Annotated in this window: 19 protein-coding genes; 9 read left to right on the top strand and 10 right to left on the bottom strand. The window is 38.9% G+C overall.

Going from position 1 to position 16358, the window contains the following annotated elements; all coding sequences use genetic code 11:
* Positions 1–4 precede the first annotated feature (4 nt).
* From yfmH to cysK, 3 genes are read right to left on the bottom strand one after another with little or no spacing between them, the layout of a single operon-like run.
* The gene (yfmH, locus tag ASC42_RS08290; protein ID WP_055441362.1) at positions 5–1285 is read right to left on the bottom strand and encodes an EF-P 5-aminopentanol modification-associated protein YfmH; all 1281 of its coding nucleotides are present in this window, start codon (positions 1283–1285) and stop codon (positions 5–7) included.
* Positions 1282–2559, bottom strand: coding sequence for an EF-P 5-aminopentanol modification-associated protein YfmF (gene yfmF / locus ASC42_RS08295; protein ID WP_055441363.1), 1278 nt, complete (start codon positions 2557–2559; stop codon positions 1282–1284). The genes yfmH and yfmF overlap by 4 nt, the downstream gene beginning before the upstream one ends.
* A 47-nt stretch (positions 2560–2606) precedes the next feature.
* Positions 2607–3524 carry a cysteine synthase A gene (cysK, locus tag ASC42_RS08300; RefSeq protein ID WP_055441364.1) on the bottom strand — a complete coding sequence of 306 codons (918 nt, stop codon included), beginning with the start codon at positions 3522–3524 and terminating at the stop codon, positions 2607–2609.
* A gap of 144 nt (positions 3525–3668) precedes the next feature.
* Here cysK and ASC42_RS08305 point away from each other — a divergent pair, with 144 nt between their 5' ends.
* Positions 3669–4034, top strand: coding sequence for a rhodanese-like domain-containing protein (locus ASC42_RS08305; RefSeq protein WP_055441365.1), 366 nt, complete (start codon positions 3669–3671; stop codon positions 4032–4034).
* Between the two features lie 13 nt (positions 4035–4047).
* Here ASC42_RS08305 and ASC42_RS08310 read toward each other — a convergent pair whose 3' ends face one another.
* Genes ASC42_RS08310 through ASC42_RS08325 form a run of 4 tightly spaced genes read right to left on the bottom strand, consistent with a single transcriptional unit; the run spans position 4048 to position 7624 of the window.
* The gene (locus ASC42_RS08310; RefSeq protein ID WP_055441366.1) at positions 4048–6192 is read right to left on the bottom strand and encodes a DNA topoisomerase III; all 2145 of its coding nucleotides are present in this window, start codon (positions 6190–6192) and stop codon (positions 4048–4050) included.
* Positions 6193–6239: 47 nt separating this feature from the next.
* A complete protein-coding gene (gene yidC / locus ASC42_RS08315) occupies positions 6240–6986 on the bottom strand; it encodes a membrane protein insertase YidC (protein ID WP_055441367.1) in 747 nt (248 codons plus the stop codon).
* Between the two features lie 24 nt (positions 6987–7010).
* A complete protein-coding gene (locus ASC42_RS08320) occupies positions 7011–7295 on the bottom strand; it encodes a hypothetical protein (RefSeq protein WP_245191162.1) in 285 nt (94 codons plus the stop codon).
* 41 nt (positions 7296–7336) lie between these two features.
* Positions 7337–7624, bottom strand: a complete 288-nt coding sequence (locus ASC42_RS08325) for a MerR family transcriptional regulator (RefSeq protein ID WP_004890703.1) — start codon at positions 7622–7624, stop codon at positions 7337–7339.
* A 264-nt stretch (positions 7625–7888) separates the two neighbouring features.
* Between ASC42_RS08325 and ASC42_RS14145 the strand changes: the two genes are divergently transcribed.
* On the top strand, positions 7889–8101 hold the full coding sequence (locus ASC42_RS14145) for a hypothetical protein (RefSeq protein WP_209424236.1): 213 nt from the start codon (positions 7889–7891) through the stop codon (positions 8099–8101).
* 54 nt (positions 8102–8155) lie between these two features.
* Here the strand turns inward: ASC42_RS14145 and ASC42_RS08335 are convergent, their stop codons facing one another.
* The gene (locus ASC42_RS08335) at positions 8156–9073 is read right to left on the bottom strand and encodes a diacylglycerol/lipid kinase family protein (protein ID WP_055441370.1); all 918 of its coding nucleotides are present in this window, start codon (positions 9071–9073) and stop codon (positions 8156–8158) included.
* Positions 9074–9373: 300 nt separating this feature from the next.
* Here ASC42_RS08335 and ASC42_RS08340 point away from each other — a divergent pair, with 300 nt between their 5' ends.
* The 6 genes from ASC42_RS08340 (at position 9374) to ASC42_RS08365 (ending at position 14071) form a co-directional block, all read left to right on the top strand.
* Positions 9374–9733, top strand: coding sequence for a Na-translocating system protein MpsC family protein (locus ASC42_RS08340; RefSeq protein ID WP_032099579.1), 360 nt, complete (start codon positions 9374–9376; stop codon positions 9731–9733).
* A 116-nt stretch (positions 9734–9849) separates the two neighbouring features.
* The gene (locus ASC42_RS08345) at positions 9850–10839 is read left to right on the top strand and encodes a sodium-dependent bicarbonate transport family permease (protein ID WP_055441371.1); all 990 of its coding nucleotides are present in this window, start codon (positions 9850–9852) and stop codon (positions 10837–10839) included.
* A gap of 81 nt (positions 10840–10920) precedes the next feature.
* Positions 10921–12042 carry an NAD(P)/FAD-dependent oxidoreductase gene (locus ASC42_RS08350; protein WP_055441372.1) on the top strand — a complete coding sequence of 374 codons (1122 nt, stop codon included), beginning with the start codon at positions 10921–10923 and terminating at the stop codon, positions 12040–12042.
* 35 nt (positions 12043–12077) lie between these two features.
* Entirely contained in the window at positions 12078–12728 is a 651-nt protein-coding gene (locus ASC42_RS08355) for an MtnX-like HAD-IB family phosphatase (protein ID WP_055441373.1), read from the top strand.
* Positions 12725–13762, top strand: coding sequence for an iron-containing alcohol dehydrogenase family protein (locus tag ASC42_RS08360; RefSeq protein ID WP_055441374.1), 1038 nt, complete (start codon positions 12725–12727; stop codon positions 13760–13762). The genes ASC42_RS08355 and ASC42_RS08360 overlap by 4 nt, the downstream gene beginning before the upstream one ends.
* A gap of 54 nt (positions 13763–13816) precedes the next feature.
* Positions 13817–14071, top strand: coding sequence for a sigma-G-dependent sporulation-specific acid-soluble spore protein CsgA (locus ASC42_RS08365; RefSeq protein ID WP_055441375.1), 255 nt, complete (start codon positions 13817–13819; stop codon positions 14069–14071).
* A gap of 28 nt (positions 14072–14099) precedes the next feature.
* Here the strand turns inward: ASC42_RS08365 and ASC42_RS08370 are convergent, their stop codons facing one another.
* Entirely contained in the window at positions 14100–14840 is a 741-nt protein-coding gene (locus tag ASC42_RS08370) for a YkgJ family cysteine cluster protein (protein WP_055441376.1), read from the bottom strand.
* A gap of 11 nt (positions 14841–14851) precedes the next feature.
* Positions 14852–15175 (bottom strand): YnfA family protein, encoded by a 324-nt coding sequence (locus ASC42_RS08375; RefSeq protein WP_055441377.1) that lies wholly within the window; start codon positions 15173–15175, stop codon positions 14852–14854.
* A 782-nt stretch (positions 15176–15957) separates the two neighbouring features.
* Here ASC42_RS08375 and ASC42_RS08380 point away from each other — a divergent pair.
* On the top strand, positions 15958–16350 hold the full coding sequence (locus ASC42_RS08380; RefSeq protein ID WP_055441378.1) for a hypothetical protein: 393 nt from the start codon (positions 15958–15960) through the stop codon (positions 16348–16350).
* The last annotated feature ends 8 nt before the right edge of the window (positions 16351–16358 follow it).

A 16358-nucleotide genomic window follows, 5' to 3' on the forward strand; every position in this document is an offset into this window, starting at 1 on the left:
TCCTTCACCTTTTCGGGACAACTTGACATACTGTGAACTGTTCATGCATAAAACATTCGCGGGCAACTGCTTTTATATCATCCGATGTCAATGATTGTAACGTCCTTACGACATCGAATAAACTCATTTCATCGAATGCGTAACGAGTGAACTGATTCGCAATATACTCAAGCGAGTTCAACGATCGTAGAAATGATCCGATTTTTTTTCTTTTCATCCGCTCTACTTGTTCATCTTCAATATCGGAAAACTGTACAAGAATACGCTGAATTTCTTCCGCTAATTGATCCGGTTGCGATGTGTCGCCACCAATTAAACCAAATCCAAAATCACTTTCTTCTGTATAATCGACCATAAATGTTTCATCAATTAATCCTTGTTGATATAACCACTCATAGTGTGGTGAACTTTTTCCAAATAAATAATCAAGCAATAGTCCCATCGCACATTCATGTTTTAATTTTTCTTTCCCCTTTGCATATATATGTTTTGCTTTTATGCCAACAAGGCATTTTGGTGTCTGTACGTTCATTTCAATGACATGTTTCTTGCGTGCGACATGTGTTGGCTCTTCATACCGAAAGCGCTCAATCTCTTTCGGTGAACGGAATGTTTTTTTTGTTTGATTATTCCGTATTTGTTCGAGTATAGTCAATGGATCAACCGGACCGGTAACAAACAATAACATATTACTCGGGTGATAAAACGTCTCATAACATTCATACAATAAATCTTTTGTAATATGTGAAATGGACTCCACCGTTCCTGCAATATCAATTTTTACAGGATGATTGTGATACATGCTCTCAATTGTTCCAAAATACAAACGCCAATCTGGATGATCGTCATACATACGAATTTCTTGGGCGATAATCCCTTTTTCTTTTTCAACTGTTTGCTCTGTGAAATATGGTTCTTGGACAAAATCGAGTAAAGTTTCTAAGTTTTTCTCTAGATTTGTCGTGCTAGAAAATAAATAGGCCGTGCGTGTAAACGATGTAAAAGCATTCGCAGATGCTCCTTGTTTGCTAAACGTTTGAAATACATCACCGTCTTCTTTTTCAAACAATTTATGCTCTAAAAAATGGGCGATACCATCCGGCACTTTTTTCATACTCGTTTTTCCATACGGAGTAAAATAGTTATCCACTGAACCGTATTTCGTTGTAAATGTTGCATATGTTTTATTAAATTCCTTTTTCGGTAAAATATAAACATCTAATCCGTTGTTTAACCGCTCATAAAATAATTGTTCTTGTAACTGATCATAGCGAATGACCTTCATTGTTTCTCACCTTCCTTCTCCGTTAAAAAATAAATGGTATCTAATTCAATTTTTTTACCTACACGAACAACATCTTCACGCGTCACTTTTTCGATCCCTTCTAACCATTCAGCTAATGGGCGTTGTCGTGTTGCAATAACGTTATGATAAGAGATCTCAATCATTCCCCGCGCTGTATCAACCGTTTCTAACAGTTGATTACGAATGACTGCTTTTGTTTGAGTGATTTCCTCATCGCTAAATTGCCCATTGCGCATCGCTTCCGCCTGAGCATGAATAATTTCAAGTGCACGCTCATAATTGCTCGGTTCAATGCCTGCCATCACCATCATCATTCCTTGATGACTTTCGATACGCGAAGCTGCATAATAAGCTAAACTCGCCTTTTCTCGCACATTCATAAACAATTTTGAATGGGCAAACCCACCAAAGATCCCATTCCATACTTGTAACGCATTGTAATCCGCATCGTTATATGTCGTATTTGTTCGATAGCCAAGATGTAGCTTTCCTTGCTTCACATCTTGTTTTTCTATAACTTCTTGCACATTTGTTCGTTTCGCTAACGTTGTCGTTTCAATCGAACGCAAAGGACGAGCCTCTAGTGAAAAACGCTCAGCAACACCATGTTCTACATCCGTTAGCGTCACATCTCCGACAATGTATAAGTCTATTTCATCGTGTTTTAACATGTGCTCGTAATGTTTATATAAACGTTTAGCATCAATTGTATCAACATCATTCAGTTTACCGTGAACATCGAGAGCATAAGGCGAACCTTTATACATCTCTTCAATGAGTCGATGTTGAGCATATCTCATTTTATCATCAAACAACGATTGTATTTTTTGTTTTAATGCTCGTTTTTCTTGCTCAACGATGGCAACAGAAAATCCACCTTGCTCAGTAAGCGGACGAAACACCATATCGCTAAAGAGCGTCAACGCTTCGCGCAGTAGTGGAGATGTATCGCCTAAAAATTTTTCGTTTGCCACATCCATTCGGATCGTAATTACATGATGTTCCCCTTTTTTCGCCAAATCTACTTGTAACGTCGCACCGTATAATTCATCTAAATATGTACGAAACTCCTTCATGGAAGGATGTCGCTCTGTAGCATTTTGTAGCACATACGGAACGAGCGCACGCATCGTTATATCTTGTTCGCATAATGGAGCTTTCATCTTTAACACGAGCGTATTCGTTTTATATTTTTTTGTTGGAATGACATGAAGGCGAAGGCCGCCTATTGTTTTCACTTCTTCTTGAAACATACAATCACTTCCTTTTTATTTTATATCCTCGACATTTTTTCTTTCTCTTATCCGCTAAATAAATCGGATGACAAGTATCGCTCTCCTGTATCTGGTGCCATACAAAGCACACGTGCATCTTTCGGGAGAGTTCGCGCCACTTGAACTGCACAAAAAGCAGCTGCCCCGGCTGAAGCCCCTACTAAAATTCCTTCTTCTGATGCCAATCGGCGCGCCATCGTTTGTGCCTCTTCATCTTTGACAAGCAAAATATCATCATATACGTTTCGGTTTAAAATACGAGGGATAAATCCTGGTCCAGTGCCTGGAATTTTATGTGATCCCGGCTGTCCACCTGATAATACAGGAGATCCGTACGGCTCAACTACATAAATATGTAAATTAGGGAACTTTTTCTTCAACTCTTCCCCTGTTCCTGTTACCGTTCCCCCTGTTCCTGCCGTAAGTACAAACGCATCAATTCCTTCTGGAAATGCTTCTATAATTTCAAGCGCTGTACTCGCTCGATGGGCATCTGGATTTGCTTTATTTTCAAATTGCATGGGAATGAAACTATGTGGAATGCTCTCAGCAAGTCGATATGCTTCATCAATAGCTCCTTGCATACGCAAAGATGCAGGAGTTAAGTGCACTTCCGCTCCGTATGCTTTTAATAAATTGACACGTTCCTTTGTCGCATTATCTGGCATCGTAATGATGCAACGATAACCTTTTGCTGCGCATACCATCGCTAACCCAATTCCTGTATTGCCTGATGTTGGCTCAATGATCGTGCTTTGAAAAGGGGCAATTTTACCTTCTTGTTCTGCTCGCTCAATCATTCGTCTAGCCGCACGATCTTTTACACTTCCACCAGGATTAAACGATTCAAGTTTCATATATACACTTGCACCATTTGGAAAAACGACACGATTGAGCTTCACAATTGGCGTATTTCCAATCAAGTCAATGATAGATCCGCACATTTTCTCTCCTTCTTTCTATGTAAACCTTTTTTCCTATTGTACTACATATAAACATGACAATGGTGTCGAAACGTTTGAAGAAACCGAAAAAATAAGCTAAAATACACATGCGGGTATTTCAATATACATGGAGGCGATGATGTAATGCGAAGATGGTTTTCTTTTTTACTTACATTTCTTTTCATCGTAAGTGGATGTGCACAAGATCGTTATACAAATATTTCTGTCGATGAAGCTGCACAAATGATGCAAAAAGAAGACGTTGTTGTGCTCGATGTCCGTACAGAAGAGGAATATGCTTCTGGTCATATTCCTGGAGCTATTTTATTACCTTTACAACAACTTCCTGATCGTATGAATGAGCTTAACAAAAACAAAACGTATATTGTCGTTTGTCGTTCAGGTAATCGCTCAGCGCAGGCAAGCGAACTGCTAGTAAAAGAAGGGTTCACAAATATATATAATATGACTGGCGGTATGAACGAATGGAAAGGTGAAGTTGAAAAATAGGAGAGCCCCCCTCCTATTTTTCAATTAAAAACGATATACGTTGTTCTTTTTCGTTCCATATAAGCGCAGCGTTGAATGTACTTTCCCCTTTTTTAAATCCTTTGATGACATTCGTTTTTCCTTCTATTAATAATTTTTTGACGTTTGTTTGTGAAATCGACTTCCCTAACATTGTTTTCGAAATAGTAAATGAACACTTTGTTTTCGCATAGTTGATACATCCGTAAAACGAGCCTTTATCCACAACGGAGCCTCCACAAATCTTACATGTTCCAACATTTTTTTCAATCGTTGCTTTTTTCTTTTGCTGAATCGAAGCGGTATCTAGCCCTTCAAATGACCAATGATTTGCCATTTGTACCGCATCGGTCACAATTTTCGCCGCCAATTTTTTTACTTGTTCCATAAATGCTGTGGACGATGCTTTTTCTTCGCCAATTTCACTTAACCGTTGCTCCCATTTTGCGGTCATTTCCGGTGACGCCAAAATGTGCGGGCCGATTGCTTCGATTAATACCTTTCCTTTATCGGTTACATATACTTGATTATTTTTTATCTCAATATAATTTCTCTGTTTTAACGTTGTAATAATGGAGGCGCGAGTAGCTTCTGTCCCGAGTCCTTCTGTTTTTGCTAATACTTTCTCTAATTGCTCGTCATCTAAAAATTTTCCTGCTGTTTTCATTAACGTAATGAGTTCTCCTTCTGTATACCGTTTTGGAGGTTGCGTTTTTCCTTCTTTCACATACACATCATATACCGTTCCTTTTTCTCCACGTTGTACATTCGGTAAAAGTTCTCCATCATCATCCGGCATAATGAACACAGTCCGCCAGCCTGTTTGTATTTGCTTTTTTCCTTTTGAAATAAAACGTGCACGCCCATCGACAACAGTTACAATTGTCGTATAGTCAAATATCGCCTCTTCACAATGGGCAGCAATTAATCTTCGAACGATGAGGTCATAAATATTTCGTTCATCATGACTTAGCTTTGTTAAATCTGGGACTTGTTCGGTCGGGATGATGGCGTAGTGATCCGTCACTTTCTTTTCGTTTACATAACGTTTATTATGTAAAATTGATTTGTGGGAAAGTGGAAAATAGGAAGCATACTCCTCCTTTTGCGAGATCTGCTTTAAAATATAAGGAAATGTTTCCGCTTCTCCTTTTGTCACATATTGTGAATCAGAACGCGGATACGATACATATCCTTTTTGATATAGTTTTTGTAATATATCTAACGTTTTTTGTGGTGAATATTTAAAACGCTTGTTTGCCGTTGCTTGCAATGTTGATAAATTAAATAAAAGCGGCGGTACAAATGTTTTTCGTTCACGTGTGACTTCCGCTACTTCTACTTGTTTTTGTTTGCAAAATGTGCACACTTTTTTAGCAAGCTGCTCGTCATATGTGCGGGTTTCATTTTCATGCCACCATTTTCCTTCATATCGCTTTCCATTCACATCAAACGTCGCAACAACTTCCCAAAACGGTTCGGGACGAAATTGCTCAATTTCTTTTTCCCTTCTCACAATAAGAGCGAGCGTAGGCGTTTGTACCCGACCAACAGAAAAGACGTCGTTCATTCCTTTTTGTTTCAATAAAATCGTATACACTCTCGATGCATTTATACCAACAAGCCAATCGGCACATGTTCGTGCATACGCTTCCTCGTATAAAGGACGTGTTTGTTTTTCATCCAACAACTGACGGAATCCTTGTTCAATCGCTTTCGGTGTTAACGATGAAATCCAAAGCCGTTTGATCGGTTTTTTTACACCGCTCATATAGATGATGTTTCGAATGATTAATTCCCCTTCTCTCCCTGCATCACCAGCATGAATAATCTCAGTTACTTCAGGCTTACGAAGCAATTGTTTAATGATCGCAAACTGTTTCCCTTTTTTTCGAGCGATTTCATATTGAAAACGATCCGGAATGATCGGTAACGTATTAAGTGTCCATCGCTTCCATCTTTCTTCATACGTTTCAGGGGAAGCTAATTCAAATAAATGTCCAACTGCCCATGTCATATAGGCCCCCTTTGGAAACAATTCATTTGGTAAAATTTCGATATATCCTTCTTTTTTTTTCGTTTGAAAAATAGATGCTAAGGTTATCCCTTGATCAGGTTTTTCAGCAATAATGACTTTCATTTTTTTCACCTCTTGACGAAAAGAAACCTGCTCAGCTAGCGAGCAGGTTATTTAGCAGCTTCTGTTTCATGTTTCTTCCATTGCGTACGCATCATGAGCGACTGAATAATCGAAAAACATCCACCAATGACCCAATATAGCGATAAAGCTGAAGGGACAGAACTTGCTCCCATAAAAATCATGACAGGCATCACATATGACATGATTTTCATTTGTGTCGCCGCTTCTGTTGTTGTAGCAGATGGAGATAAACGCATCGAAATAAAGGTCGTTAAACTTGCTAATATAGGCATAATGAGATATGGATCACGATGACCGAGTTGCATCCATAAAAATGAATGTAGCTTAATTTCTTCCGTTCGCGAAATCGCGTAATACAACGACATAAAAATAGGCATTTGAATAAAAATCGGCAAGCAACCGCTCATTGGATTGACACCATGTTTTTGGTATAGTTGCATCATCTCTTGTTGCAGCTTTCGTTGTGCTTCCATATCTGTGCCTTTATATTTTTGTTGCAGTTTTTGGATTTCCGGACGAATGCGCTGCATCGCAATATTTGTCCGAAACTGTTTGACCATCAGCGGAAGCAGCCCGAAACGGACAACAATCGTCAATGCAATAATCGCAAGCCCGTAATTTTCTTGAAATGCGTGTCCAAGCATAAGCAGTAACTTGGACATCGGATAAACAAAATAATGATCCCATATACCTTGACTATGTTCTGTAATCGGCACATTTCGATTACATGCACTTAATAGCAATACTAAAAATAAAACAATCCATTTTTTCACGATGTCACTCCTCCTTGTTTGTTATCATAAGCAAACAAGGAGTGTCCTTCCTTCTTCATCACTGGCATGCGATCGTTCGTTTATTGGAATTTTTCGTTGTTGAAACATAATAAAACGCGTATGAAACGGCATATGTCTATATGCATCGTTTAGCTTTGCACACCCGTCCTCACCGTATGCGACGAACCGTTCAACGAAGATCACATGATTGGCTTGTCGCGTCACATAACACGTCATCGCCACAACAAACACACTTAATAGTGATACATACGTAAACATGTCAAATGAAAACTCAATAAACATGCTCATAGCTCCCCTTCCCCTATCATTATAACATGGGGAAAAGAAAATTACATACGGGAACGAAAATGAGCATTGATTTGTCCTTTTCTCATCGTTTCACGAATTTCTTTCATCATTTCATAACGAATTTCTCTCGTTTGCACTCCTTCCTCACGTTTGTTTGCGATTTCAACAAGCCATTCAACATCAGCAAATGAATATTTTCTCGTCCCTTTGGATCGATCAGGAAAAATAAGTTGCCGTTCTTCATAGTAACGAATTTGTCTCGGTGACAAACCTGTTAACTCACTAACAATACCAATGGAAATTACTTTTTTATGTTTATACGAATCCATCTTCATCCCCCTGATCGATGTAACTTTTTATAACACAATCATATATTATTTTTTCAATTTTTACATGTTTTTTGTTATTAAAGTTAACAAATTCGGTTTTTGTGTTATGAAAAATAACAAAAATGGTGCTCAACAAAACAAAAATATATATAATGATTAGCAAACGAAACATACGGAGGGATAAAAGAAAATGGGGACACTTTTGCAAAAAACAATGAAACAAAAGCAATTTTACATCGACCAAATCAATAAGGGGGGAAAGAGATGTACGCCTGTTACACCATTGGACGGTATCGGAACTACGAAGAAAATATGAACAACTTCGAAAGGAGATTGAAAATGAACAAACAAGCAATTGATTTAGCTAAGCAAATTATTGAACTTGATTTACAAAGAGACGCCATGTTCGAACAGCTTCTTGCGCTTCTTGGCGATCACGCCTACGAAATATTACGATATATGCAAAACAAGTATTAAAGGCTCTCGCCGATAGCAAGAGCCTTTTTACATTATTTCAAAAATTCATTTGAATTACTTAACTACACGTATTTGTTTATTTACTAAAATCGTGATTTCACCTTCCCCAATTTGTTCGCCGTCGGCATGTAGCGGAAGAGCAGTATGACTAGTAACACGAATATATTTACCTTTAAACGTATGTACTCCCTTCATTTTTACATGCCCTCCCCAAAAAACAGTCACAAACAAGGCGAGCAATTTTAACCGTGATACATCATCGACGACAACAACATCAAAATGTTGATCATTCGACTGTGCAAATGGAGCTATTTTCATTCCTCCACCATAATATGGGTGATTCGCAACAGTAACAAGCCACACTTTTGAAAAAACATATTGTTTTTGATCAACAGTCAATTGAACGGCTGTTGGTTGATATGTAAAAAGTTCCTTTAATAAATAAAAAACGTAAACAAACTTCCCTAAATATAATTGATTTAAAATATGTTTCCATTTTGATGCATTCACTTTTCTTGAGATTTGTGCATCAAATCCACAACCGACATTGTTAACAAAAATGCCTCTTTTTGTGCCTTGAAAAATCCCAATATCATACAAATGATCCCCCGTATGTTTTATACTTGATAATATATGATCAAACACTTTGTTCCATTTTGTTGGTAGTTTTATCCCTCGAGCGAAATCGTTTCCTGTCCCAGCGGGAATATATCCGACAGCCACATGATCATACATCGCAACGCCATTCATCACTTCATGGATCGTTCCATCCCCACCAACAGCAATTAATATAAACGGTTCATGTTTTTGTTCAGCGAATTGTTGCGCTAGCTTCGCTCCATCTCCCTGTTTTTGTGTAAATACAACATGATAATGAATATGACGACGTTGAAGTTCTCGCTCTATTTTCCCCCATATTTTTTTACACTTTCCATTTTTTGCTGAAGGATTTACAATAAAATGTAATACCAAGCCTTCTCCCCCATTCCCTATTTCACCCTTTCCTTTTATTCTAACACGGCGTATACATGTGTGACATCAATCTTTTCCCTTGACATAATTTTTGAAGCCCTATACAATTAAAAACAAATTGTTGCACCGAACGATTGATAGCAAGCTCGTTTTATTGTTTTACCTTAGCGTTTTTGACATGGCCACATGGCAAAAACGAAAAGGTCGATGGCGAAACGAGTTAGGCTAAAAATATATCGGTATGTTTCACTTGGTCTATACGTGAGGCATGCCGTTTTTTGTTTCTAAAGGGGGGTCATTGTGAAAACAAAAGGGGAACTAGAAGATCAAATTAGTCGCGCTCTCACCCAATGGGAAAAAGAATATCTAGGCCGCGGTCCACTCTCTGTAAAAACAGATATTTTGCGAAACATGGTTATCGTGCAGTTACGCGGCATTTTAACTCCTGCTGAAAAAGTATTGTGTGAAACAAAGGAAGGGATGTTGTCCATTAAACGCATCCGTTCAGATTTAATTGAGTCAGGTAGTGAACAGTTAAAACAAATGATTTATACATTAACAGGGAAACAAGTAACAAGTATGCATACAGATATTAGTACAAAAACTGGAGAGCGAATGATCGTCTTTTTGTTACAAGAACCAATCGATATACAAGGTTGATCTTTTAAAGGCCCATTGTGGTCAGTAAAAGATAAGCCGGAAATATTTTTCGACCCGATCGAAAAATGTTTCTGGCTTTTTTTGTTGAATAAGAGAAATAGAAGGAGAGGATTGTCATGCAAGAAATGATTATCAACAACTTAACATCACCGGCTATTTTATTTTTTATCCTCGGTATTATTGCGGCGCTCGTCAAATCAGATTTAAAATTACCAACGGGATTAAATGAATCGTTAAGCATTTATTTGTTAATTGCTATCGGTATGAAGGGTGGCATTGAACTTGCGGAACATTCTTTTCGTGAGCTTATTCGCCCATTAGTTGGGACATTATCTCTCGGTATTATCATCCCGATCATTACGTTTGCGGTTTGTCGTCGTCTCGGCATTGATCGTAAAAATGCAACAGGCATTGCAGCAACGTATGGATCAGTTAGTATCGTTACATTTGGTGCCGCGCTTGCTTTTGTCGAACAAGCAAATATTTCGTATGAAAGCTATATGAACGCATTTGTCGTCTTATTAGAGAGTCCCGCAATCATCGTGTCGCTCGTCATATTGAAGTTGCTAGAAAACCGCTCGTATAAGCAAGAAGTAATATATCGCTTCTCTGCTACATCGGTATACGGACCGATTATTAAGGAAGGGCTATTCGGAAAAAGCGTGTTTTTAATGGTTGGCAGCCTTCTCGTCGGATTAGTTGGTGGAGATCGCGCTCTTACGATTGTTAAACCTTTATTTATTGATTTATATCCGAGTGTGCTCGTCCTTTTTTTACTTGGAATGGGACTAACAGCTGGAAATCAGCTTGCAGCTGTTCGGAAGTATGGAATAAAATTGCTCGCCTTAGGAATCTTCTTACCACCTATATACGGATTTTTAGGGGTTGTCATCGGCTATTATTCAGGGCTATCTTTCGGAGGAACGATTTTACTTAGCGTGCTTGCCGCAAGTGCCTCTTACATTGCAGCTCCAGCCGCGATGCGTGCATCTGTCCCAGAAGCCAACCCCGCCATTTATCTCGGTATGGCACTTGGACTTACGTTTCCGTTCAACTTAACGATCGGTATGCCATTATATTACGAAATGGCGAAATGGTTTTATTAAAAAAGCAAGGGCAGCCCCTTGCTTTTTTCATGCCTTATGTTATCGTAATGTTACAAAACAAATGAAGAAAAGGTGTGGATGATGAATCGTTACGTCGTCATTGGTGGAGGCATTGTCGGCGCCTCCGTTGCTTTTCATCTCGCAAAAGAAAAAATACACGTCATTTTAATCGATCGCGAAGACCAAGGACAAGCAACGAAAGCAGCAGCAGGTATTATTTGTCCATGGACTTCGCAACGGCGAAATAAGAAATGGTACGCTCTCGCAAAAGGTGGAGCAGCATTTTATCCACAGTTGATTGAACAATTACAAGCATACGGTCACCAAACAGGGTATAAACGTGTCGGGGCAATTTGCTTACATCATGATTTTGATAAATTACAAAGTATGGAAGAACGCGTGTATAAACGACGGGAAGAAGCTCCTGAAATTGGAGAAATTATTCGCTTGTCTCCAAAAGAAGTAAAAGCACGATTTCCTGTGTTAAGTAGCGAGTACGAAGCGTTATATGTGAGCGGAGCGGCTCGAGTGGACGGGGAAGCGTTGCGACGTTCTCTTATTCATTCCGCTGTCCACTTAGGGGCAACATATATAAAAGGAAGTGCCACCCTTTTGCACGAAAATGGGCAAGTCATTGGTGCCATGGTAGCAAACGATCGTTATGAGGCGGATGCAGTCATTGTTGCAGCAGGTGTTTGGGCAAAATCATTACTTTTGCCACTAGGTATTGATTTTCTCATCACACCACAGCGAGCGCAAATTGTCCACCTACAGCACCCTGAACAGCATACCGATCATTGGCCTGTCGTCATGCCACCAAACAATCAATATTTACTTGCCTTTCCAAACGGAAAAATAGTTGTTGGAGCTACACATGAAGACGGTGTTGGCATTGACTGTCGTGTGACTGCCGGTGGGTTATACGAAGTGTTACATAAAGCATTAACCATCGCTCCTCACTTAGCGGATTGGACTCATGCGGAAACACGCGTTGGCTTCCGTCCTCATGCCCCAAACTTTTTGCCTGTATTCGGGGCAGTACCACAGATCGAAGGTCTTTACGTAGCAAATGGTCTTGGTGCATCCGGCTTGACTGCCGGTCCATATGTTGGGGCGGAGCTTACGAAAATTATTCTTGGACAATCTACTTCATTACAACAAAACGACTACGATGTTGCCCAAGCCATTCAATTTCTTTCATAAATGCATATAATAACAACAAAAACGGAGGTTCACTAATGAACAAATGGGCTTTTGTTTCTGATTTTGACGGAACAATCTCGAATAAAGACTTTTACTGGATTGTCATCGAGAAATATTTTCCAGAAGGTGAGCAATTATTCCAACAATGGCGTGCCGGAAAAATAAAAGATATCGACTTTCTAAGCACCGTATTTACATCCATTCATCAAGATGAAGAAAAAATCATTGAAGATATTCACCATATTCCGATTGATGAAACGGTCTTACCTTTTATCAAACGTGTCCAACAAAGCGAAGGTGATTTTTATGTATTAAGCGCGGGAACCGATTATTATATTCGCCATCTTTTAAAAAAGTACGATATACGTGGCGTTGATATTTTTTCTAACGAAGGATATTATCATGACAAAAATATTCATATGCGCATTGATCCGAATCATATTCATTATTCGGAAAGATATGGCATTGATAAATCAAGCGTCATTCGTACATTAAAACAGACGTATGAAACGGTTTATTTTATCGGCGATAGTGAACCCGATGTTCACGCAGCAAAAGTAGCCGATATAACGTTTGCGAAAGGCACTTTACAATCATTGTTGCACGAACAACATATTCCTTTTGTTCCTGTGGACACGTTTGCAGATGTTGAACGTTATTTACGAGAAAAAGGAGTATTGAAATGAACATCCCAATTCCATCCATTCTTGAAATTGGCGAAGGTGTCATTTCACGTATAGACGAAATGATGCGAACGTATCGTTTTTCGAAAGCTGTTATATTATTTGATGATTTTACTTATCAAGTGTACGAGCAAGAAATGAAACAAACGATCTCGTCCATTTCCGTTCATACCGTCTGTTTACCTCCACAGCTTGATATCGTTGACATTATGAGAAAAGCGTTTGAACTTCCTCATTGTGACGTGATGATGGCGATGGGTGGTGGCGCGGTCATTGACTGCGGCAAATATATGGCATTTTTACGACAAGTGCCGTTTATTAGCATTCCGACGTCCGCATCGAATGATGGGTTTGCAAGCACGAACTGCTCATTACTTGTTCACGGTAAAAAAACAACCGTTCCCGCCAAAGTACCGTTCGGCATTTTAGCTGACTTAAACATCATTCAGCAAGCGCCTGGGCGATTTATTTTAGCGGGCGTGGGCGATTTAATGTCGAATATTACTGCGTTGTATGACTGGGAGTTCGAACAAAGCCACGGAGTTAGTCGCGTGAACGCTTTTGCTGCGATGATTAGCAAAAAAGCAGTCAATAGCTTTATTCGAACGCCAATGCAAAATATTAAGCATCCTATTTTTCTAAAGGAACTAATTAGCTCTTTAACGATGAGCGGCATTTCAACGGTTATTAGTGGGAATAGCGCGCCAATTAGTGGATCTGAGCATTTAATCTCCCATGCGCTTGATAAAATGAGCCCATCGCCACATATGCACGGCATTCAAGTTGGGATCGCTACGTATATCATGGCTCACGTCCAACAGCATCGAGCTGAACGCATCACAAAAGTGTTTACACGGACCGGATTTTTTGACTACGTCAAAACGTTGCGTTTAAATAAGGAAGAATACCGACAAGCGATCGATATAGCACCAACGATCAAACCGAACCGCTATACGTACATTCACGACGAACAATATCGAAAACGGGCCATCGAACTGCTTGATAAAGACTCTATTTTACAAGAGATTTTTGCATAGTGCACATATTTCATTTCGAAACCGCTCACCCTACTGTTTAAGGAGGTGGTGCGGTTGAATCAAACGTTAGCGTATTTACGCGAAGCATTAGCAAACTATGCTGACCGTCATCACGCGGTAGCCATTCATTTATATAAAAAGTTGAGAAGTAAACCGTACAAAAATGAAGAACAATTCGTCCGCGACTTATCACAAAAAGAAGCAGCATTTTTAGATCGCATGTTGCGCCAAGAAATGAAATATGCAAAAGAAGAACAAGACGATGTTCGCATACATCATTTAAATGAAATATACGAGCAACTCATTTAAACAAAAAGGTCTTGCGCCCGTTTAAGCGCTAGACCTTTTTATTTGTTTCATCCATAAAAAAACGAAACAAATAGTCCATGTCAAACAAGTCATCTGGATAGTCAATCCCGACATTTTCCCCTTCATAGACGAGCGTTTGAATTAAATCATGAAGCGCTTCGACATAAAATTCATATAAAAATTCATAACTAAAAGGTTCGTCAGGCATATATGATTCGGCACATACGTTGGGCGAACCGTAATTTAAATACGTACGACATGGTATGGGTCTTACTTCGTAAATCAGACATGTATTTGTTTCTTGATGTAAAAATATACATGGCAATTGTTCTTCCATGTACATTTTTTTAAAGCGATGATCTTCTGTAAAATCTAACACGTTCACTCGCTTTATTTTATCAGCATAATGTTTACCATAACATTGTATATGTTTATCAATCCGCTCCTGTTCCTGTTTAGGTAGCTCAGCAATTTTCATCATGATCCATTTTGCTTCTGCTCTCGTTGTAATGATTGGAAAGTAACAACAGTATGCACATCCTTTTGTACAAGTTGGACGAATATTTACTTTGCGCTCAATCGTATGAATGTGCTCATCAACAAGAAAGAGCAATTTTTTAAAGGCTAATAACATAAACTCCTTCCCGTTTTCTCCTTCGTACCGTTCCAACCACGTATCGACTGCATCAACGAACGCTTGTCCATTCGGCATATGCTTTTCATTAATTTGTTTACAAACCCGTACAATTTGTTCATATGTTAAAGGCATGTTGATCCCCCTTACTGTCTCGGTGCCCAAAGCATGACTGCCACACCGACTAAACATATAACGCCTCCAATCCAATCATACAAATCTGGCGTTTTTTTGTCGATCCCCCATCCCCACAACAAAGATAAAATAATAAAAACCCCTCCATATGCCGCATACACTCGCCCGAACGATGGAAACGATTGAAACGTCGCAATGACACCGTATAATGCTAAACATATTCCGCCAGCAATTCCGTACATGGCTTGCTTTCCTTCACGCAGCCAAAGCCATATAAGATACCCTCCACCGATTTCTGCAAGACCTGCCAATAAAAATAAAACAATTGCGCTCATCCACTTTCTCCTTTCCACTGTTCGTAATCGATGTTTGAATTTTATAACCCGTGGTGCTAGTTGAGCGCTAGCGCTCAACTAGCACCACGGGTATATTAATTCTTTTACGGTATTTAAAAGTAATAAGCGAAACTCGGTAGATGAGCGCAACGAAAAATATATAGTCATAAGCAATACGTTTGAAACAAAAAAGGCAACAAAACAAGCAACATAACCTACAAGATAGTGAATGGAAACTTCTCCAACAACACCTCCGAAAACTATATAAACATAATAGCTTACAGAAATCATTATTGTGTAAACAGCAAAATTAAATACATGGTTCCACCATGACGTTTTTCTTGGATACCAAAAATACATCACAAGACTACTTATTAGGAATATAATTAAAGAAAAGTGCAATCCGTAAGTAAAAAGTAAAGCTAAATAAACAGAAGACTCTAACGTGAAAGCATTACCATTCGGTGGTAAATATATCACATATCTACTGAGCAAAACCGCTGAACCAGCAAATAACAATAACAACAACCATTGTTGTTCTACATGCACATCCGAAAATGGCCATATATTAGAGAAATAATGCACATCCAATCAAAGAGATGAGCGTCACATATAGCGTAAATAATCGTTTCATGGAATATATTCACCTATCATGTACAGTTTTGACTCTATCATTCTATTGTAGATAAAGACAATAAGCAATAAAGGATTTTTCTTCGTTCCTCTATTCAACAAAATCAATCGTACGATATAATAAGGAAAGTGACAAAGGAGTGACAACGATGATAAAACTTCCTGAGAGTCGGTCAAAACAGTGGTATGGCGTCGCCGTTTTTTTATTTTTCCTCTTGTTTTGCGTGTTGATCGCATCTCGTTTATTGCTGAATGTGGGATTGGACGATAAGCAGTTCGTTGGTTTTGGGATTATTTCCTTTATTTTATCATGTATCATCGGAATAAGTGGTTTTTTCGGTAAAAAGACGTTTGTCGTCGTATGCTCTTCTTTCTTTACTATCGGAATCGTTTATGTTTTGTTTATTTCGTTTACCCTTATGCACGATGGGTGGAGTGATCTGACAAGCATCATTTCTTTTCTCGTTATTTCAGCGTTCGGTATCGTTGTTGGAATCATTGCCGAAATGATTCGTACCCTTTTTAAAAAGAAGCCGATGTAAAAGAGCCA

Origin of the sequence: Anoxybacillus suryakundensis (assembly GCF_001418025.1) — a bacterium.
Taxonomy (GTDB): Bacteria; Bacillota; Bacilli; order Bacillales; family Anoxybacillaceae; genus Anoxybacillus; species Anoxybacillus tengchongensis.